The sequence below is a fragment of the Bradyrhizobium sp. USDA 4011 genome (assembly GCF_054063415.1).
Map to the genome: position 1 here is coordinate 3,626,422 of NZ_JBSSGG010000001.1, position 15,941 is coordinate 3,642,362.

The 15,941-nt window shown below is 66.4% G+C and carries 16 protein-coding genes; 12 read left to right on the top strand and 4 right to left on the bottom strand.

Annotation, left to right across the window (positions count from 1 at the left end):
• The first annotated feature begins 138 nt into the window (after window positions 1-138).
• Window positions 139-891, top strand: coding sequence for an ABC transporter ATP-binding protein (locus tag ACVW1C_RS16930; protein ID WP_456759395.1), 753 nt, complete (start codon window positions 139-141; stop codon window positions 889-891).
• Window positions 888-2,408 (top strand): permease, encoded by a 1,521-nt coding sequence (locus ACVW1C_RS16935; protein WP_456759396.1) that lies wholly within the window; start codon window positions 888-890, stop codon window positions 2,406-2,408. Before ACVW1C_RS16930 ends, ACVW1C_RS16935 begins: the two co-directional genes overlap by 4 nt.
• An 8-nt stretch (window positions 2,409-2,416) precedes the next feature.
• Here ACVW1C_RS16935 and ACVW1C_RS16940 read toward each other — a convergent pair whose 3' ends face one another.
• Window positions 2,417-3,355, bottom strand: a complete 939-nt coding sequence (locus tag ACVW1C_RS16940; protein WP_456759397.1) for an alpha/beta fold hydrolase — start codon at window positions 3,353-3,355, stop codon at window positions 2,417-2,419.
• Between the two features lie 174 nt (window positions 3,356-3,529).
• Between ACVW1C_RS16940 and ACVW1C_RS16945 the strand changes: the two genes are divergently transcribed.
• The 5 genes from ACVW1C_RS16945 to ACVW1C_RS16965 all read left to right on the top strand — a co-directional run bounded on the left by ACVW1C_RS16945 (window position 3,530) and on the right by ACVW1C_RS16965 (window position 8,233).
• The gene (locus ACVW1C_RS16945) at window positions 3,530-4,345 is read left to right on the top strand and encodes an MBL fold metallo-hydrolase (RefSeq protein ID WP_456759398.1); all 816 of its coding nucleotides are present in this window, start codon (window positions 3,530-3,532) and stop codon (window positions 4,343-4,345) included.
• A 121-nt stretch (window positions 4,346-4,466) separates the two neighbouring features.
• Window positions 4,467-5,462, top strand: coding sequence for an aldo/keto reductase (locus tag ACVW1C_RS16950; protein ID WP_456759399.1), 996 nt, complete (start codon window positions 4,467-4,469; stop codon window positions 5,460-5,462).
• On the top strand, window positions 5,462-6,040 hold the full coding sequence (locus ACVW1C_RS16955) for a MerR family transcriptional regulator (protein WP_456759400.1): 579 nt from the start codon (window positions 5,462-5,464) through the stop codon (window positions 6,038-6,040). Before ACVW1C_RS16950 ends, ACVW1C_RS16955 begins: the two co-directional genes overlap by 1 nt.
• A gap of 199 nt (window positions 6,041-6,239) precedes the next feature.
• The gene (locus tag ACVW1C_RS16960) at window positions 6,240-7,289 is read left to right on the top strand and encodes an amidohydrolase family protein (RefSeq protein WP_456759401.1); all 1,050 of its coding nucleotides are present in this window, start codon (window positions 6,240-6,242) and stop codon (window positions 7,287-7,289) included.
• Window positions 7,290-7,300: 11 nt separating this feature from the next.
• On the top strand, window positions 7,301-8,233 hold the full coding sequence (locus tag ACVW1C_RS16965; RefSeq protein ID WP_456759402.1) for a GNAT family N-acetyltransferase: 933 nt from the start codon (window positions 7,301-7,303) through the stop codon (window positions 8,231-8,233).
• Between the two features lie 7 nt (window positions 8,234-8,240).
• On the opposite strand, the gene ACVW1C_RS16970 is transcribed toward ACVW1C_RS16965, so the two are convergent.
• The 3 genes from ACVW1C_RS16970 to ACVW1C_RS16980 all read right to left on the bottom strand — a co-directional run bounded on the left by ACVW1C_RS16970 (window position 8,241) and on the right by ACVW1C_RS16980 (window position 11,428).
• Window positions 8,241-9,497: an aminopeptidase gene (locus ACVW1C_RS16970; RefSeq protein WP_456759403.1), complete on the bottom strand. Its 1,257-nt coding sequence runs from the start codon at window positions 9,495-9,497 to the stop codon at window positions 8,241-8,243.
• A gap of 119 nt (window positions 9,498-9,616) precedes the next feature.
• Entirely contained in the window at window positions 9,617-10,978 is a 1,362-nt protein-coding gene (gene pcaB / locus ACVW1C_RS16975) for a 3-carboxy-cis,cis-muconate cycloisomerase (RefSeq protein WP_456759404.1), read from the bottom strand.
• Window positions 10,979-11,038: 60 nt separating this feature from the next.
• Complete coding sequence (locus tag ACVW1C_RS16980; RefSeq protein WP_097670965.1) at window positions 11,039-11,428, bottom strand: carboxymuconolactone decarboxylase family protein; 390 nt, start codon at window positions 11,426-11,428, stop codon at window positions 11,039-11,041.
• A gap of 137 nt (window positions 11,429-11,565) precedes the next feature.
• Between ACVW1C_RS16980 and ACVW1C_RS16985 the strand changes: the two genes are divergently transcribed.
• The 5 genes from ACVW1C_RS16985 (at window position 11,566) to ACVW1C_RS17005 (ending at window position 15,892) form a co-directional block, all read left to right on the top strand.
• The gene (locus ACVW1C_RS16985; protein ID WP_456759405.1) at window positions 11,566-12,525 is read left to right on the top strand and encodes a Bug family tripartite tricarboxylate transporter substrate binding protein; all 960 of its coding nucleotides are present in this window, start codon (window positions 11,566-11,568) and stop codon (window positions 12,523-12,525) included.
• A 19-nt stretch (window positions 12,526-12,544) separates the two neighbouring features.
• On the top strand, window positions 12,545-13,432 hold the full coding sequence (locus ACVW1C_RS16990) for an NAD(P)-dependent oxidoreductase (protein WP_456759406.1): 888 nt from the start codon (window positions 12,545-12,547) through the stop codon (window positions 13,430-13,432).
• Complete coding sequence (locus ACVW1C_RS16995) at window positions 13,429-14,409, top strand: Gfo/Idh/MocA family protein (RefSeq protein ID WP_456759407.1); 981 nt, start codon at window positions 13,429-13,431, stop codon at window positions 14,407-14,409. The genes ACVW1C_RS16990 and ACVW1C_RS16995 overlap by 4 nt, the downstream gene beginning before the upstream one ends.
• Window positions 14,410-14,415: 6 nt before the next feature.
• On the top strand, window positions 14,416-15,171 hold the full coding sequence (locus ACVW1C_RS17000) for a GntR family transcriptional regulator (RefSeq protein WP_456759408.1): 756 nt from the start codon (window positions 14,416-14,418) through the stop codon (window positions 15,169-15,171).
• A 544-nt stretch (window positions 15,172-15,715) separates the two neighbouring features.
• Window positions 15,716-15,892 carry a hypothetical protein gene (locus ACVW1C_RS17005; RefSeq protein WP_456759409.1) on the top strand — a complete coding sequence of 59 codons (177 nt, stop codon included), beginning with the start codon at window positions 15,716-15,718 and terminating at the stop codon, window positions 15,890-15,892.
• Window positions 15,893-15,941 lie beyond the last annotated feature (49 nt).

Genomic DNA, 15,941 nt, shown 5'->3' on the forward strand with positions numbered 1-15,941 from the left:
TCACATTTGCGGAGAAATGCCGCAGCACGGACTAATACGGATATCGCGTTCGATTTGCCCCGTGCGATTCATTGCACCGAAACGGTTTTTGTCCAAGCTTGCGCAACCGACGAGCGAACTCCCGGATCGCCACGCACCATGACTTCGGAACTGTCCGCACTCGCCGTGCGAGGGTTAACCAAGCGTTTTGACCGCCCGGCGGTCGACGCGTTCGATCTCACCGTCCGTGTCGGTGAATTCTATGCGCTGCTCGGACCGAACGGCGCCGGAAAGACCACGACGCTGCGCATGGTGGCGGGGCTATTGCGGCCCGATGCCGGCTCGGTGTCGATCCTCGGCATCGATGCGCTGGCCGACCCGGTCTCAGCCAAGCAGATCATGGCCTGGGTGTCCGACGAGCCGATGATCTACGACAAGCTGACGCCGCTCGAATATCTCGAATTCGTCGCCGGCCTGTGGGGCATCGATCCCCGCACGTCGGAGAAGTCGGCGCGCAATCTCCTGGTGTCGCTCGGGCTCGAGCCGCATCTCAACGAGCGCTGCGAGGGCTTCTCCAAGGGCATGCGCCAGAAGGTGGCGCTCGCCGGTGCGCTGGTGCACGATCCCCGCCTGATCATTCTCGATGAGCCGCTGACCGGCCTCGACGCGCTGTCGGCGCGTCACGTCAAGGGACTGCTGCAGGAGCGCGTCCGGGCCGGCTGCACCGTGATCATGACCACTCACATTCTCGAGGTCGCCGAGCGCATGGCCGACCGGATCGGCGTGATCGCGGCCGGCAGGCTGATCGCCGAGGGCACGCTGGCCGAGCTGCGCGAGCAGAACGGCCGCAACGACACCACCCTCGAGGACATGTTCATCGCGCTGGTCGATACCGAGGCGGCCGCCGCGTGAGCTCGACAGCCCACCTCACCTGGTTCGCCCGCCACGAATTCCGCCTAGCGTGGCGCGAATGGCTGGCGATGATGACCGGCGGCCGGCGCCGGCGCAATCGCGCCGCCATCGGCCTGCTGATCTTCGCGGCGATCCTGCATCTGCCGGCCTATGCCGTGGTCGCCCGCTATGTCGACCTGCGGTTTCCGCTCGATCCCTCCTCGCTGATCGTGCTGACCGCGACGATCTTCCTGTCCTGGGCGCTGATGCTCTCGCAGGCGATCGAGTCGGTGACGCGGGTGTTCTACGCCCGCGCCGATCTCGACCTGATCATGTCGTCGCCGGCAAAGCTCACCAACATCTTCTCGATCCGGATCGCCGCGATCGCGCTGACGGTGAGCAGCATGGCGCTCTTGCTGTCGACGCCGTTCATCGACGTGCTGGTGTATCTCGGCGGTGCACGCTGGCTTGCCGGCTTCGGCGTCGTCCTTGCGATCGGGCTGTCGGCGGCGGCGGCGGCGATCGCCGTCACCGCGTTGCTGTTTCGCATGATCGGACCCGGCCGGACGCGGCTGGTGGCACAGATCGTCTCCGCCGTCATCGGCGCCGGCTTCGTCATCGCGTTGCAGGTCGTCGCCGTGCTGTCCTACGGCACGCTGTCGCGCTTTGCCTTTCTGACCTCGGATACCGCGGCACGAATTGCCCCGGCCCTCGACAGCCTCGTCTGGTGGCCGGCGCGCGCATCGCTCGGCGATTTCGAAATCATGATGCTGCTGCTCGCCACCGCGCTCGTGCTGCTCGGCGGCGTGATGGCGGTGTTCGCGCCGCGGTTCGCCGACACCGTCGCACGTGTCGCCGCCAATCCGGCGACGGTCACGCAGGGACGCGCCCGCGCGTTCCGGACCGGCTCGCGGCAGCAGGCGCTGCGGCGCAAGGAATTTCTGCTGCTGCGCCGCGATCCCTGGCTGCTGTCGCAGAGCCTGATGCAGATGCTCTATTTGCTGCCGCCGGCGCTGATGCTGTGGCGCACCTTCTCCGGCACGTCGACCGCGATCGTGCTGATCACGCCGGTCATCGTGATGGCCGCAGGCCAGCTCGCCGGCGGGCTGGCCTGGCTGACCATCTCGGGCGAGGACGCGCCCGATCTGGTGGCGACCGCGCCGCTGCCGCCGTCGCGCGTGACCCGCGCCAAGCTCGAGGTCGTCCTGATCGCAATCGCGGCCGTCTTCGCGCCGCTGGTGGCCGCGCTGGCATTCGCCTCGCCGGGGCAGGCCGCGGTGACGGCGATCGCGATCGTCGTCGCGACCGGATCCGCCGCCGCGGTCCAGCTCTGGTTCCGCGCGCAGGCCAAGCGCAGCCAGTTCCGCCGGCGCCAGACCTCCTCCCGCATCGCCACCTTCGCGGAAGCCTTCTCCTCGATCGGCTGGGCCGCAACCGCAGCGCTGGTCCTGACGATCCCGACGGCCGCGCTCATCAGCGGCAGTCTGACGCTGTTGACGCTTGCGATCGCCTGGAAGATCAGCCCGCAGCGCGCGTAGGAACCAAATCAACCCTTCACCAGCTCCATCACCGCCGCGGCGAACGCCTCCGGCGCTTCCTGCGGCAGATTGTGCCCGGCGCCCGGGATCACGCGATGCGCCCGGCGGGCAGTGTACTTGGCCGCGCTGGCGCTGCCGTCGCGCGCAGGCGTCACGCCGTCGTCGGCGCCATCGAGCGAGATCGTGGGGACCGTAATCACCGGCAATGCGGCCAGCCGCCGCTGCACTTCCGCATATTGCGGGTCCCCATCGGCGAGGCCGAAGCGATGCCGGTAGCTGTGGATCACGACGTCGACATAGTCCGGATTGTCGAATGCGATGGCAGTGCGCTCGAAACAGGCGTCGTCGAACGCCCAGCTCGGCGACCATTGCGCCCACAATATCTTCGCGATGCCGCCCCGGTTGGCGGCAAGCCCGGCGCGTCCGCGCTCGAGCTGGAAGTAATATTGATACCACAGCGCCACTTCGTGATCCGGCCGCGCCGGCACCATCGCATGTGCGATATCCTGGATCATGTAGCCATTGGTGCAGACGAGCCCGATGCATCGTTCCGGCCACAGCGCCGCACCGATCGAGGCGGCGCGGCCGCCCCAATCGTACCCGGCGACCACCGCGCGCTTGATGCCGAGCGCATCCATCAGCGCGATCAGGTCGGCCCCGACCGCCGCCTGCTCGCCCGAGCGCGGCGTCGCCTTGTCGCGGAAGGCCGTCGGGCCGTAGCCACGCAGATAGGGCACGATGACCCGGCAACCCTGTGCCGCCAGCATCGGGGCGACATCCACATAGGAATGGATGTCGTAGGGAAAGCCGTGCATCAGCATCACGACCGGACCGTCGGCGGGACCCGCCTCGTAATAGGCGATGTCGAGCACGCCTGCATCGACATGGCGCAATGGCTCGAGCCGTTTGGTGGATGATGCGCGCGGCGCGGAGCTATTGTCAGTCACGCAGAACTCCCTGATCGCTGTGATCTGCGCGGCATGATAGCGCCTGCCAACGCAATAATCGCCCGGATCGCATTGCAGCCAACGCCATGGAGCGATGCGCCCGCCTCATCATGACGGCACGCCAATTGCGCGATACTCTCGCTCCGGCGGATATCGCCGAAGGCGGAACAGGTCATGCTGAGATTGCTCGCCGCGCTCGTCCTGCTGGGAACATTCACCAGCCACGCCCTGGCGCAGGACGCCCAGCGCAGCGAATGCCTGGCGATGGCCAATGCATCGCCCCGCGCCGTCCCGGTGAACGACCGGCGTGTCGCAGCCAAAGCCGACGAGGTCGCGATCACCTATGCCGGCCATTCCACCTATTACATCGACACGCCCGGCGGCATCAGGATCGCGACCGACTACAACGGCGTCTATCGGACCGGGCGGCTGCCCGACGTCGCGACCATGAACCGGGCCCATGAGACGCATTACACGCTGTTTCCCGACCCCGGGATTCCCTACGTGCTGCATGGCTGGGGCGAGAACGGCCAGGCCGCGCATTACGGGATGCGGATCGGCGACGTCTATATCCGCAACGTCACCACCGACATTCGCCGCTATTGGGGCGAGGGCTCCGGCGGCGAGATGATCAAGGACGGCAACTCGATCTTCATCTTCGAGGTCGCCGGCCTCTGCATCGGCCATCTCGGCCACCTCCACGTCAAGCTCGACGACAGCCATTTCGCGGCGATCGGCCGGCTCGACATCGTGATGGTGCCGATCGACGGCACCTATACGATGTCGCTCGACGGCATCTCCGAGATCACCAGGCGGTTGCGCGCCGCCGTCGTGCTGCCGATGCACCGGTTCGCCACCCCGCTCGACGAGTTCATGCGCCTGATCGGCCAGCAATTCGAGATCGACCGCCGCGGCGGCGAGCGTACCTTGCGAATCTCGCGCGACACACTGCCGGGGACGCCGACGGTGATCATCCTCGACGGGGTATAAGGCGCCCGACTGCCCCCTGACACGATTTCGTGCGCCTGCACTTTTCGCACTTGACCTAGAGTATACTCTAGCTTGTTCACTCGGGATCGTCCGGCAACACCCGGCCACGAGGACCAACCGCATGACACCTTCAAGCAAGCTCCCGCACCGCAGGCTCGGCAATGACGGCCCGCAGGTTTCCGCCGTCGGGCTCGGCTGCATGTCACTATCCGGCGTCTACGGCGCCAATGACGATACGGCGACGCCCGACTTCATCCGCTACGCCATCGACCGCGGCATCGACTTCCTCGACAGCGCCGATCTCTATGGCTGGGGCCACAACGAGGAATTGCTGGGCCGCGCGCTGAAGGGCCTGCGCGACAGGGTCGTGATCGCGACCAAATTCGGTCAGGTGAAGACCGCGACCGGACAGGGCGTGGACGGACGGCCCGCCTATGTCCAGCAAGCCTGCGAGGCGAGCCTGAAGCGGCTCAACATCGAAACCATCGATCTCTACTACCAGCACCGCATCGATCCGAACGTCCCGATCGAGGATACGGTCGGCGCGATGGCGCGTCTGGTCGAGCAAGGCAAGGTTCGCCATCTCGGCCTGTGCGAGGCGCGCCCCGAAACCATTCGCCGCGCGCACAAGGTGCACAGGCTGGCCGCGGTCCAGACCGAATATTCCCTGCTGTACCGCAGCGAGGCCGAGGAGACCCTGCAGACGACGCGTGCGCTCGGTATCGCCTTCGTCGCCTATTCGCCGCTCGGCCGCGGCTTCCTGACCGGGCAGATCCAGTCGCCGGCCGACATCGCGGGCGATCGCCGCGGCGACCATCCGCGCTTCGCCGGCGATAATTTTGTCCGCAACCGCGATCTCGTCAGCGGCATCGTGACGATCGCACGTGAGAAGAATTGCACACCGGCTCAGCTCGTGCTCGCCTGGCTGCTGGCACAGGGACAGGACATCGTGCCGATTCCCGGCACCAAGCAGCGCAGCCGGCTGGACGAGAACATCGGCGCCCTCGACGTGGTGCTTTCGCCGCACGAGCTGGCACGGATTTCAGCAGCCATCCCGGCCGGCGCCGCGGCAGGTGAGCGTTATCCGGCCGGCGCGATGAAGGCGGTTTATCTGTGATGGACGCCCGGACACCTGATTTGCAGGCGACGCCGAACACACTCTACATCGGCGACATCGCGCGGCGCTCCGGCCGAAGCGTGCATACCATCCGCTGGTATGAAGCGCAGGGCCTGATGCCCGGCGTCGTCAGAGACCGCGGCAGGCGCCGCGTCTACAACGACTATCACATTGGCTGGCTGGATCTGATGGAGCGGCTGCGCTTGACCGGGATGTCGATCAAGCAGCTTCGCGACTATACCACGCTCGTGAAGCAGGGCAGCGCGACCTTGCGCAAGCGCCGCGCGCTGCTCGCCGAGCACCAGCTCCGCGTCCGGGCCATGATCACCACAAATGGACCGAAGCGCTCGCGCTGGTCGACGCCAAGATCGAGTTCTACGACGAGTGGGTCGCGGCAGGCACGCGACCCAAGGTCTCGCCACAGCAGCGCGCCCGCGCCAAGCGGCCCGCCACCAGGGCCTGAACGCCCAACCCGACATCGAATAGCAGGATCCGCGATGGACGATATGCTTCGGCGTAAACCCTTTGCCATGCGCGCATCGCACTGGCTCGGGGCCGCGATGCTCGGTGCATGCTAAGCGGCGGCAGCCACGGCCTGCTGCTTTCGATGATCGCCGGAAGCCTCGTCCAGTTCGCTGGCGCCGGCGTGGCGTCGATGGTGACAGGGCACGAGGCGCCACGCCTGCGCATTTGACCTGCTCTCGCACGCCTCGTTATCCTCTCCACAGCCGACATCGGATCGGCGGCCGACAAGAGCAAGAACAGGGAGCATCATCCATGGCCAGCACTCTGCCCGCCTCTGCGAGCGGGCTCTATGCCAATCCGCGCGAAGACTGGCTCGCCCAATACACCGAGGAGATCATCGATCCTGACAGGCCGATCGTCGATCCGCACCATCATCTCTGGGACCGCGGGGGCTTGCGCTATCTGATCGAGGAGATGCGCGATGACATTGCCTCCGGCCACAACATCGTGGCGACCGTCTATGTCGATTGCCGGTCGATGTATCGCGCCGACGGGCCGGAGGCGCTCCGCCCGGTCGGCGAGGTCGAGTTCGCCAACGGCGTCGCGGCGATGGCGGCGAGCGGCGGCTATGGCAAGGCCGCGATCTGCGCCGGCATCGTCAGCCACGTTAACCTTCTGATCGGCGACCAGGCCAAGGCGGTGCTGGAGGCTGAGATAGCCGCCGGCAACGGCCGGTTCCGCGGCATCCGCCACTCCTCGGCCTGGGACGAGGACCCCAACGTCGCCCACATGTATGCCAACCGCCCGAAGGGCATCTTGCTGGATGCCACCTTTCGTAGGGGGTTCGCCTGCCTGGCGCCGCTCGGCCTCAGCTTCGATGCCTGGCTGTTCCACCCGCAGATCGGCGAACTGGCCGACCTCGCCCGGGCCTTTCCCGACACCCGGATCGTGCTCGACCATTGCGGCGGCCCGGTCGGCACCGGCCGCTTCGCCGGCAAGCGCGAGGAGACCTTTCCGGTCTGGAAGGCGTCGATCCAGGAGATCGCCAAATGCCCGAACGTCGTGGTCAAGCTCGGCGGGCTGGCGATGTGCCTGCTCGGCTACGACTTCCACCTGCGCCCCAGGCCGCCCTCGTCGGAGGAACTCGCCGCCGCCTGGCGACCCTATGTGGAGACCTGCATCGAGGCCTTCGGCCCGAGCCGTTGCATGTTCGAAAGCAACTTCCCACCTGATAAGGGACAGTGCAGCTATCAGGTGATCTTCAACACCTTTAAACGGCTTGCATCACAATATAGCGAAGCCGAGAAGACGGCGTTGTTCTTGCAGACGGCAAAGGATGTCTATCGGCTCGATATCGGGTAAACTTCCGACTCATGGATGACAGCATCACCATCCGGCCGCTTCGTGAGGCTGATGCAGAAGCGGTGGTCGAACTCTACGCAAAGGCGGCTGCGGTGGAACCGCGGCTGGGCCCTGTCACGCTGCCGCAGTGGGACCAGTTCCTGAAACTGCCGCAGAACCGTGGCGGCCGCGACTTCCGCATTGCCGAGCGGAATGGGCGGCTCATCGGCTTGGCTGAATCATCGTTGCGCGATCAGGGCGCGCATCATTCCCGGTTCCTCAAGATCGTCGTCGCGCCGGAGATGCGGCACCGCCGGATTGGCCTCGCGCTGTTCGACGACGTGCTTGCGATCGACACCGATCCCGATCTCACTGTCCAGACGCTGGTGAGCAGCGATTGGCCGGCGGGAATGGCCTTCGTGGGCGCCTTCGGCTTTGTTCATCTCGAGTCAGAGATCGGGATGAAATGCGTCGAGCCGTTGCAGCCGGCACGCACGCTCGCGGCGGCCCGCGCCACCATCGAGCAGGTCAGTGACGTCACCGCCTGCGCCGGCGAGGTGGCGCGCATCCACAACGCTGCCTATGCCTCGGACTCCGCGTTCCGCCGGTATTCGCCGGAGGAGATGGCGCAGGTCCTGACCGAGAGCGAAGTCTGGATCGCGTCGGAGGATGGCCAGATGTCGGGCTTCTGCCTGACCGAGCCGGAGCGGAACTCGATGTGGATCGAGTCGGTCGCCGTCGACCCGGCGCGGCAGGGACGCGGGCTCGGCCAACTCCTCGTCTACCGCGTGCTGGCCGCACACGACGTGTCGGTCGAGCATCCCTGCTGGCTCAACGTCTCGAGCCGCAACGCGCCCGCGCTGAAGATCTACCGCCGCCTCGGCTTCCGGCCGCAGCACGAGACCTGCCGCTTCAGTGCGCCGCGCGGCGACCTGATCGCCGCGCGTGCGCGCAAGCTTTGGTAGCCGCGCCTTACGCCCACTCGCCCTTGCGGAACACCGGCACGCTGCGGCCGTCGGCGTGGATGCCGTCGATGTCGGTGTGGGCGGAGCCGATCATCCAGTCGATGTGGATCAGGCTCTTGTTGCCGCCCTGCTCGGCGATCTGCTGCGGCGTCAGCTTGTCGCCGTTGACGAAGCATTTCGAGTAGCACTGGCCGAGCGCGATGTGCGAGGCGGCGTTCTCGTCGAACAACGTATTGAAGAACAACAGCCCGCTCTTCGAGATCGGCGATGAGTGCGGCACCAGCGCGACCTCGCCGAGGCGGCGCGCGCCCTCGTCGGTGTCGAGCACCTTGTTCAGCACTTCCTCGCCGCGGGAGGCCTTGGCCTCGACGATGCGGCCTTCCTCGAACTTGACCGAGATATTGTCGATCAGCGTGCCCTGATAGGACAGCGGCTTGGAGCTGACGACGTGGCCGCTGACACGGCGGCAGTGCGGCGTGGTGAAGACCTCCTCGGTCGGAATGTTGGCATTGCAGACAATGCCGTTCTTGGCGGTCGACGCGCCGCCTTCCCATTCATGACCGTCGGCAAGGCCGATGGTGAGGTCCATTCCGGGACCGGAATATTTCAGCGCGTGGAAGCGCTGGCCGTTCAGCCATTCGGTGCGCTCGCGCAGCCTGGCATTGTGCTTCTCCCAGTTGGCGACGGCGCCGTCCTGATCGACCCGGGACGCGGAGAAGATCGCATCCGCGAGTTTCGCCACCGCGACGTCCTCGGCATCATCGGGGAATACCTGCTTCGCCCAGGACGTGCTGGGATAGGCGATAATGTTCCAGTTGGTGTCGAAATTGACGATCTTCTCCAGCGCCGGCTGGTAGGCGATCGAATTCGCCTTGCTGGCGCGCGCCACCTTGGTCGGGTCTTCGCCCGACAGCAGCATCGGATTGTCGCCGACGATCGCAAGCCGCGCGGTGTTGGCGCCGAACGCCTTCGCCATGCCCTCGTAGAGCCAGCCCGCGGCACGATCGAAGCTTGCGTCGTTGGCGTAGCGGTAGCGCGCCAGGGTGAGTTCCTCGTCCGAGAAGAACGGGGTCACAAGACCCGCGCCGGCCTTGTAAGCGTGCTCCACCACCCGCCGCACCAGCGGCATCGCCGCCGCCGGCGCCGTTAGCAGCAGATCCTGCCCCGGCTGCAGTTGCAGGCCGACCTTGATCGCGACTTCGGCGAGCCGATCGAGTTTTACAGGATCGATCGAGGCGGAAAGGTTGCGTTGATGTGCGGTCATGAAGCGTCCGGCCGTGTCGTTTGAGGGCATTTAAGGATTCGTAGTCCAATTCGAGCCGCATCCGCAAGGTTCCCGCCCGCCGCGCCCGATCACGCGACGGCGAGCAATTGCGTCGAATTTTACCGCTTCACTGAAGCCAGCACCCGATCGACCATCGCGGGCGCGAGTCCGAGATAGTTTTTCGGCGCGGTGAGGCGGTCGATCGTCGCCCGGTCGATCCGGCTCGTGACGCGATCATCCGCCGCCAGCGCCTCGGCCAGCGTCAGACCCCTGTCGTTGGCGACACGGCAGGCGTCGTAGACCACATCATGCGCCTCCTGCCTGCCGATCGCGGGCGCAAGGCCCATCATCACGGCTTCGGCGACGATCAGCCCGCGGCTGATGTCGAGATTGCCGGCCATCCGCTTCTCGTCGACGATCAGGCCGCCAAGCGCGAACCTGGCCTGGTGCAGAGCGCCTGCGGTCAGCACGAAGCTTTCCGGGATCGCCATCCATTCGGCGTGCCACGGGCCGGTGGCGCGCTCGAAATCCTGCACCATCGCGTCCAGCATCAGGCCGGCATGCTGACGCACCGCCTTGGAAGCGGCGAGCATCAGCTCCGACGAGATCGGGTTGCGCTTCTGCGGCATGGTCGAGGAGGAGCCGCGTCCCTTCACGAACGGTTCGTAGACTTCGCCGAATTCGGTCGACGCCATGATCATGATATCGAGCGCGATCTTGCCGAGCGTTCCCGTCACCAGCGCGAGGAAATTCACGGCTTCCGCCAGACCGTCGCGCGCGACGTGCCAGGTGGCGACCGGCACGCCGAGCCCGAGCTCCTCGCACTGCGCCTGCTGGACCTCGAAGCCCTTGTCGCCCAGCGAGGCCAGCGTGCCGGCGGCGCCGGCGAACTGACCGACCAGCACGCGCGGCTTCAGCTCCGCCAGCCGCGCGGCGTGGCGATCGAAGGCGGCGAGCCAGATCGCGGTCTTGTAGCCGAAGGTCACCGGCAGCGCCTGCTGCAGATGGGTGCGACCGGCCATCGGCGTGTCGCGGTATCGTTTCGAGAGATCGGCGAGGATGCCGCGCAGCGCGCTGATATCGTCCTCAACGATTTTCAGGCCGTCGCGCAGCTGCAGCACTACGGCGGTGTCCATGATGTCCTGCGTGGTCGCGCCCCAATGGACATATCGGCCCGCCTCGCCGCACTGCTTGGCCATCTGATGCACCAGCGGCAGGATCGGGTAGCCGACGATGTCGGTCTCCTGCCGCAGCAGGTCGAAATCGAACGCGGCGACGTCGGTGCGCTTTGCGATCTCCTCGGCCGCTTCCGCAGGGATCACGCCGCAGCGCGCTTCGGCCTTTGCCAGCGCGACTTCGACCTCGGCATAGCGTTGCAGCAGCCGCAGGTCGGAAAACACCTCGCGCATCGCGCTTGTGCCGAAGGCATCGCGAAACAGCACGGAATCGAGCACGGTGGTCGAGGTCGGAAAGGCGGACATGGGCAGATCCTGTTGCCGGTCGCAGTCGGCAACGTCCCTATCACGGCGCGGGTCCGTGCCCTACCCCTCCGCAGGCGCCTCGCCGAACACCTCGGCTGCAATCTTGCTGGTCTCGATCGCGGCCGGAATGCCGCAATACATCGCGACCAGCAGCAGCACGTCCTGCACCTGCGCGGCGGTGCAGCCATTGGCCAGCGCGCCCTTGGCATGAACCCGGAACTCGGTCGGCTTGCTGCTCGCCGCGGTGATGCCGAGCATCACGAGGCTGCGGATCTGGTCGGACAGCCCGCTGCGCTCCCAGACGTCGCCATAGACGTAGGCATTGATGATGTTTTGCAGCGGCGTGCCGAAATCGCCCGCGGCCGCCATCCGCTTGGCGACATCGACCTCGCCGAACATCTTCTGACGCCGGCGCAGCCCGCGGGCGTGGAGATCGCTGGTGTCCACCATCGTCGTCTGGCTCCCCTGTATGGGCTATTTATACGGATAAATATGACGCACCTCAACATTCCGACAGGCTCGACGCTTGCGCTTCCGAGCCATTTGTCCGTATAAATTGGCCAAAAGCAGAAGCGGAGGGGACCGGGATGAAGTTACGGCTGGGGCTGCTCGTCGTCCTGCTCGCTGCGCTTCCAGCCCTGCCGGCGCGGGCAGCGGACGATTTCCCGCAACGACCGCTCCGGATCATCGTGCCGTTTCCGGCCGGCGCGGGGCCCGACAATGTCGCGCGGCTGGTCGGCCAGCATCTGCAGGACGCGTTCGGCCAGACCGTGCTGATCGAGAACCGCGCCGGCGCGCTCGGCAGCATCGGCGCCCAGGAGGTCGCCCGCAGCGCGCCCGACGGCTACACGCTGTTGATGGGCACCAACACCACCCACGCCAGCAATGTCGCAACTCTCAAGAGCCTGCCCTACGACCCGGTGAAGGATTTCGCGCCGGTGATCCGCACCACCACCACGGCGATGGTGCTGCTGGTCAACCCGAAGCTTGCGGCCAAGGACCTGCCGCAGTTCCTCGCCTACGCCAAGGCCACCCCCAATCTGACCGCCGGCTACGGCTCCGGCGCATCGCAGATCTCGATCGCGCAGCTGCAGTCGCGCGGCGGCCTGTCGCTGATCGCAGCTTCATACCGCGGCGTGCCGCAGGCGATGACCGACGTGATGGCAGGGGTGATCGACCTGACCTTCGGCGATTTCTCGGTCGCGATCCCGCAGATGCAGGGCGGCACCTTGCGCGGGATCGCCGTGACATCGGCGACCCGCAACGAGCTGACGCCCGGCCTGCCCGCGCTCTCCGAAGCGATGCCCGGCTTCGAGGCCACCATCTGGTACGGGCTGTTCGCACCCGCCGGCACGCCGGAACCGGTGGTCAACAAGATCTACGCCGAGTGCGCCAAATACCTCGCAATGCCGGAGACCAGGAAGAAGCTCGCCGATGTCGGCGTGACGGTGGCGCCGCTGGCGCCGGCCGAGTTCGGCGCATTCGTCAAGAGCGAGGTCGTGCGCTGGTCGGCGGAGGTGAAGGCGGCCGGCATCCAGCCGCAATAGACCAGAGCTCCGCCGCATCATGGCTCGCGAGACACCGGTCGGCATGATTGGCCTGGGCCTGATGGGATCAGCGCTTTCCGCGCGGCTGATCGAAGCGGGCGTCGGGGTGATCGGCTTCGACATCGATGCGGCGAAGACGGACGGGTTGCGGGCCAGCGGCGCCGAGTTCGCGACCTTCGCCGCGGACGTGGCGGCGCGCTGCCGGACCATCGTCATTGCGGTGTACGACGCGGCCCAGGTCACGGGCTTGCTGCCGGACCTCGCGAACGCCAAGCCGCCGCCGCTCCTCATCTGCACCACCACCTGCGCGCCCGGCGAGATCACGGCGATCGCCGAATTCGCCGCGCGCTCGCGCCTCTCCTTCATCGAAGCACCGCTCTCGGGCACCAGCGCCGAGGTGCGCGCGGGCACGGCCACCGCGCTGGTCGCCGGCGATCGCGACGTCATCGCTGCCGCAGCGGCGACGCTCGACATCCTCTGCCCGCAGCGCATCCATGTCGGCGCGATCGGCAGTGCCAGCCGCACCAAGCTCGCCATCAACCTGATCCTGCAGAACAACCGCGCCGCGCTCGCCGAAGGCATTGCGTTTGCCGAGAGTCTCGGCCTCGACGGCGCGACGTTCCTTGCGACCGCGCGGCAATCGGCGGCATATTCCAGAATGATGGACAGCAAGGGACCGAAGATGCTGGCGCGGGATTTCTCGCCGCAATCGCATATCGCGCAGACCCTGAAGGACGCCGAGCTGATCCTGCAGGAGGCCGGCCGGCACGGCCTGCCTCTGCCGCTGACCTCGGTGCAGGCCGAGCTGCTGCGCAAGGCGATCGTGCTTCGAGGCCCGGACAGCGACAGCGCCGCTGTCATCGAGGCTATCCGTGCCGAACGCGATCAGGACAGGGACCACTCATGATCAATTGTGCGATCGCGGGCCTCGGCCGCTGGGGCCGCGCGCTGGTCGAGGCTGCGCAGAGCGAGCCGCGGCTGAGGATCGTCCGCGCGGTGGAACCCGACATAAGCGCCGCCGCGAGCTTTTGCGCAGCGCACGGTCTGTCCCCTGCGGTCAGCCTCGAGGCCGTGCTGGCCGAGCCCGAGATCGATGCCGTGCTGCTGGCAACACCGCATTCGCTGCACCGGAGCCAGGTGATCGCGGCCGCCGCGGCCGGTAAGCAGGTGTTTTGCGAGAAGCCGCTGGCGCTCAAGCGCAGCGATGCGGCCGAGATGTTCGCAGCCTGCCGCAACGCCGGCGTGCTGCTCGCGGTCGGACATAACCGCCGGTTCTGGCCGTCGATGCAGGCGCTGCGCGCGATGGTCGCCGGCGGCGAGCTCGGCACGATCATGCATGTCGAGGGCCACAACAGCAACGAGAACTCGCAAGGCATTACGCAGGGCTGGCGGCTGTCGCCCGCGGAGTCGCCGGGCGGCGGGCTGACCGGCGCGGGACTGCATGTGCTCGACGGCTTCGTCAGCCTGCTCGGCCCCGCGCGCCAGGTCTATGCCCGGTTGAGTGCACGCGAGGCCGGACCCCCGCCGCTCGATACTGCAACTTTAGCGATTGAATTTGTGAATGGCGTGAGTGCAACCCTTGCTACGGTCCGCGCAACACCGTTCTATTGGCGCGTGCATGTGTTCGGGACGAGGGGATCCGCAGAGGTGCTCGACGAAGGGACGATGGTGCTACGGAAATCCGGCGAGGCGCCCGCGACGACACGCTATCCGGCGGTCAATACGCTCACCGCGGAACTTTCGGCCTTTGCCGACGCGATCGAACGCAAACAGCCGTTCCCGGTGCCCGAAGCAGATGTGCTGGCGACGCTCGCCGCGTTCGAGGCCGCGTTGCAGTCGATGCAGTCTGGATATCCGGTTGCCTGCCATACGGCATACCAGTGATCCGCCATGCCTGAACAACCGGAGAGGGCGAGATCGTCCCGCTACCGCGACATTGCCACCGGGCTGCAGAAGGACATCCGTCTCGGCACCTACGCGGTCGGCAATCTGCTGCCGACCGAAACCGAGTTGATGGCGAGCTATCAGGCAAGCCGCCAAACGGTGCGCGAAGCGCTGCGCATCCTGATCGACCAGGGCCTGATCGTACGCCGCGCCGGCCTCGGTTCGGTGGTGATCGCCTCCGAGCCGCCGGTGCTGTTCACCCACAGCGTCAAGTCGCTCGGCGAGTGGCTGCGCTATTCCAACGAGACCTACCGCGACGTGGTCGGCAGCAGCGACATCGTCGCCGACCGCAAGCTGGCTGCGCTTCTGAAATGCGAGCCCGGCAAGAGCTGGTTCCTGATCGAGGCCGTGCGCCGCTCCGACCAGTTCGCCGCGCCGCTCGGCTGGACCGAGATCTACGTGCTGCGCCGGTTCGCCGATGTCGTGACCCGGCCCGACCACGGCCGCACCCCGGTGCACGAGCAGATCGCCAGGATGTACGGCCAGGTCACCGAGCGCGCGCAGATGGAAATCTTCGTGCGCGGCATGCCGGCGCCGATCGCCAAGGCGCTCGGGGTCAAGACCGGCTCGCCGGCGCTCACCGTGGTACGCCGCTACTACGGCCTGCGCGAGGAACTGTTCGAGGTCACCATCACCACGCACCCGGAAGGACGCTACACCTACACGATGGAAATGCAGCGCTCGCTGCGGCCAAAGCTCTAGGCTGCTGAGACACGCTTTCTCGACGCGAGGGGGAATCCACTTCGCTGGAAAACGGTCTATCTCGCCCGAGCCAGATGCGTGCTGGCGGAGGTATGTGCCATCTGCGGGGTCCCGGTCACGCCCCAGATCGCAACTGCGATCAGCGCGGCCGCCCAGACATATGGCACAGCATTCGGTTTCTTCATTTCCGAGATCATCCCCAACGTCTCAGGAGCACCGATGAATCTTGCGACCTCAATCGTCAGCGTCTCACCAGGCACCCGTCCTTCACAACGCTACTAAGGTTAGACCTTGTCGGTTTCGGGACGTCTTCGTGCGAATCCGGAAATGATTTCGTGGGAACCGGGCCGTCTCATCCGAATTGATGAGACCGCCGGTCTACGGCTTCTGCGCTCGCGACAAGGCCAGGAGAATTTCCTGCTTAAATTTGAGTCAGATGCACAACAAACGTTCCAAAGCGGCCTCGCTGAATTCTTTTTGATTGTTCGCCGGACTCCGGCCGTGGCATCAGGGCCTGTGACACTGCGATGACAAGGGTTCTCCCGTGACTGCCCAATCGGCCAAACCGCTAGGCGGCTCCCGCCGCCACTCCAAGGAAACGCAGGACCAGGTCGCGCGGTCGCTGGAACGGGAGCTGCAGCTCCTGACGGAGGAGCGCCAGGAGCGCGCCCTTCGGCTCGGCCTCGACTTCGCAGCCAAGACGCCGAAGACGGACCATTAGGCGCGAGTGCACGGCTCCTTCCCAGGCGTCGTCCCTGCGCAAGCAGGGA

What these genes read in the sequence shown, in the direction of transcription:
- ACVW1C_RS16930 (WP_456759395.1), top strand. Translation starts at nt 139, where the DNA reads ATGACTTCGGAACTGTCCGCACTCGCCGTGCGAGGGTTAACCAAGCGT.
- ACVW1C_RS16945 (WP_456759398.1), top strand. Translation starts at nt 3,530, where the DNA reads ATGCTGAGATTGCTCGCCGCGCTCGTCCTGCTGGGAACATTCACCAGC.
- ACVW1C_RS16950 (WP_456759399.1), top strand. Translation starts at nt 4,467, where the DNA reads ATGACACCTTCAAGCAAGCTCCCGCACCGCAGGCTCGGCAATGACGGC.
- ACVW1C_RS16955 (WP_456759400.1), top strand. Translation starts at nt 5,462, where the DNA reads ATGGACGCCCGGACACCTGATTTGCAGGCGACGCCGAACACACTCTAC.
- ACVW1C_RS16960 (WP_456759401.1), top strand. Translation starts at nt 6,240, where the DNA reads ATGGCCAGCACTCTGCCCGCCTCTGCGAGCGGGCTCTATGCCAATCCG.
- ACVW1C_RS16965 (WP_456759402.1), top strand. Translation starts at nt 7,301, where the DNA reads ATGGATGACAGCATCACCATCCGGCCGCTTCGTGAGGCTGATGCAGAA.
- ACVW1C_RS16970 (WP_456759403.1), bottom strand. Translation starts at nt 9,497, where the DNA reads ATGACCGCACATCAACGCAACCTTTCCGCCTCGATCGATCCTGTAAAA.
- pcaB (WP_456759404.1), bottom strand. Translation starts at nt 10,978, where the DNA reads ATGTCCGCCTTTCCGACCTCGACCACCGTGCTCGATTCCGTGCTGTTT.
- ACVW1C_RS16980 (WP_097670965.1), bottom strand. Translation starts at nt 11,428, where the DNA reads ATGGTGGACACCAGCGATCTCCACGCCCGCGGGCTGCGCCGGCGTCAG.
- ACVW1C_RS16985 (WP_456759405.1), top strand. Translation starts at nt 11,566, where the DNA reads ATGAAGTTACGGCTGGGGCTGCTCGTCGTCCTGCTCGCTGCGCTTCCA.
- ACVW1C_RS16990 (WP_456759406.1), top strand. Translation starts at nt 12,545, where the DNA reads ATGGCTCGCGAGACACCGGTCGGCATGATTGGCCTGGGCCTGATGGGA.
- ACVW1C_RS16995 (WP_456759407.1), top strand. Translation starts at nt 13,429, where the DNA reads ATGATCAATTGTGCGATCGCGGGCCTCGGCCGCTGGGGCCGCGCGCTG.
- ACVW1C_RS17000 (WP_456759408.1), top strand. Translation starts at nt 14,416, where the DNA reads ATGCCTGAACAACCGGAGAGGGCGAGATCGTCCCGCTACCGCGACATT.